Origin of the sequence: Gilliamella sp. Fer4-1 (genome assembly GCF_001690515.1) — a bacterium.
In the GTDB taxonomy this organism is placed as follows: Bacteria; Pseudomonadota; Gammaproteobacteria; order Enterobacterales; family Orbaceae; genus Gilliamella; species Gilliamella apicola_C.
Genome location: NZ_LZGZ01000338.1, coordinates 1 through 1,230 on the forward strand (window position 1 = coordinate 1; position 1,230 = coordinate 1,230).

Sequence of the window (1,230 nt, forward strand, 5' to 3'; positions counted from 1 at the left end):
TTATCTAAAATAAGGTATCCATATGAAAGTTTTTTCAATAGTTTTTCATGATAAAAATGGCGTAATACTCGCTACAGATCGGCATGAAGATTGTTGGATAAGGTTATTTGGGAAGAATTATGGTCGTTTAACAAAAGTTAGAGACCATAATGAGTTTATTAAGACGGGAAGCATGATGAAATTAGTTGAATTACGTCAGGAGTCCGAGATAGACCCAAGTCTAATAGTTTCAATACCAAGTGTTTTGTGGCGTCTACAGGAAGCTCTTTCAACTTACCAAGATATGTCTTCTTCTCAGCCTCAGTTAATGAAGATTGCTTGATAATATCTTCCAGTTTTTCTAATGTTTCATTGTGAATTTTAATAGTTGTAACATTAAGTATTGAAGATAGACCGCCATCATCACGGATAAAATCTATGCCTTTTGTTGTTATTATTAAAGCCGAATCGTTAACATGATATCCATCAGATGTTTGATAAATAGAGTTTTCAGATATTAATCTATGATCAATTAGATATTTAAGATTGGCAATAATATTATTATCATCCCCAAATTTATTTAAAATGAACATGCACTTTTCTTCTTCTAAAGAGTAGGGAAATACATCATATAATGATGTTAGCAATTCATTTTGTATTTCTCTTGGAAATTTGTCCATCATGATTCCTATATAGGTTAGGGGTTATTTTTTAGTTTGATTTTTTTGTAATTCTTCTTGGGCAAGATGGTTGGGTATAACCACTCTAAATATATAAGTTTGAATATCCATATTAAGCTTATTAGCTTGCTCCATCATTAAATCGTATTTTTCTTTTGGTAAATTTAAGTAGACACCAATTTCTTCTTTTCCTTTATCTACATCAGATAAATCTGTTTCTTCTCCGTATGCCAACCAAGAAAAAGGTACGCCTAAATGATTCGCTAGTTTTGAAATTATATTTGCTCTTGGTTTATTTTTACCTGCTTCATACCTAGATATTTGGGCAGCAGCAATACCAGTTCGTTTGGATAAGTCTTCTTGAGAATATTCAAGTTGAGCTCTTCTTTGTATTAATCGTTTTGCAAAAGTGTCATTATTTGTCATAAATAGTATTGAAATGTATTGACATGGTTAATTATTAGAATTAGTATACTATACATTCCATGACACTTTAAGACATTTTATTATTAATTATGAAAACAAGAAAAAGTATATCTTTAATTAGAGATCATGTTGGACTAGATAAAAA

The 1,230-nt window shown here is 30.1% G+C and carries 2 protein-coding genes; both read right to left on the reverse strand.

From position 1 onward, the window contains the following. Nucleotides 1-158 precede the first annotated feature (158 nt). On the reverse strand, nucleotides 159-659 hold the full coding sequence (locus A9G30_RS11455; protein ID WP_081295838.1) for a hypothetical protein: 501 nt from the start codon (nucleotides 657-659) through the stop codon (nucleotides 159-161). Nucleotides 660-683: 24 nt separating this feature from the next. Then, nucleotides 684-1,085 carry a helix-turn-helix domain-containing protein gene (locus A9G30_RS11460; protein WP_065589040.1) on the reverse strand — a complete coding sequence of 134 codons (402 nt, stop codon included), beginning with the start codon at nucleotides 1,083-1,085 and terminating at the stop codon, nucleotides 684-686. Nucleotides 1,086-1,230 lie beyond the last annotated feature (145 nt).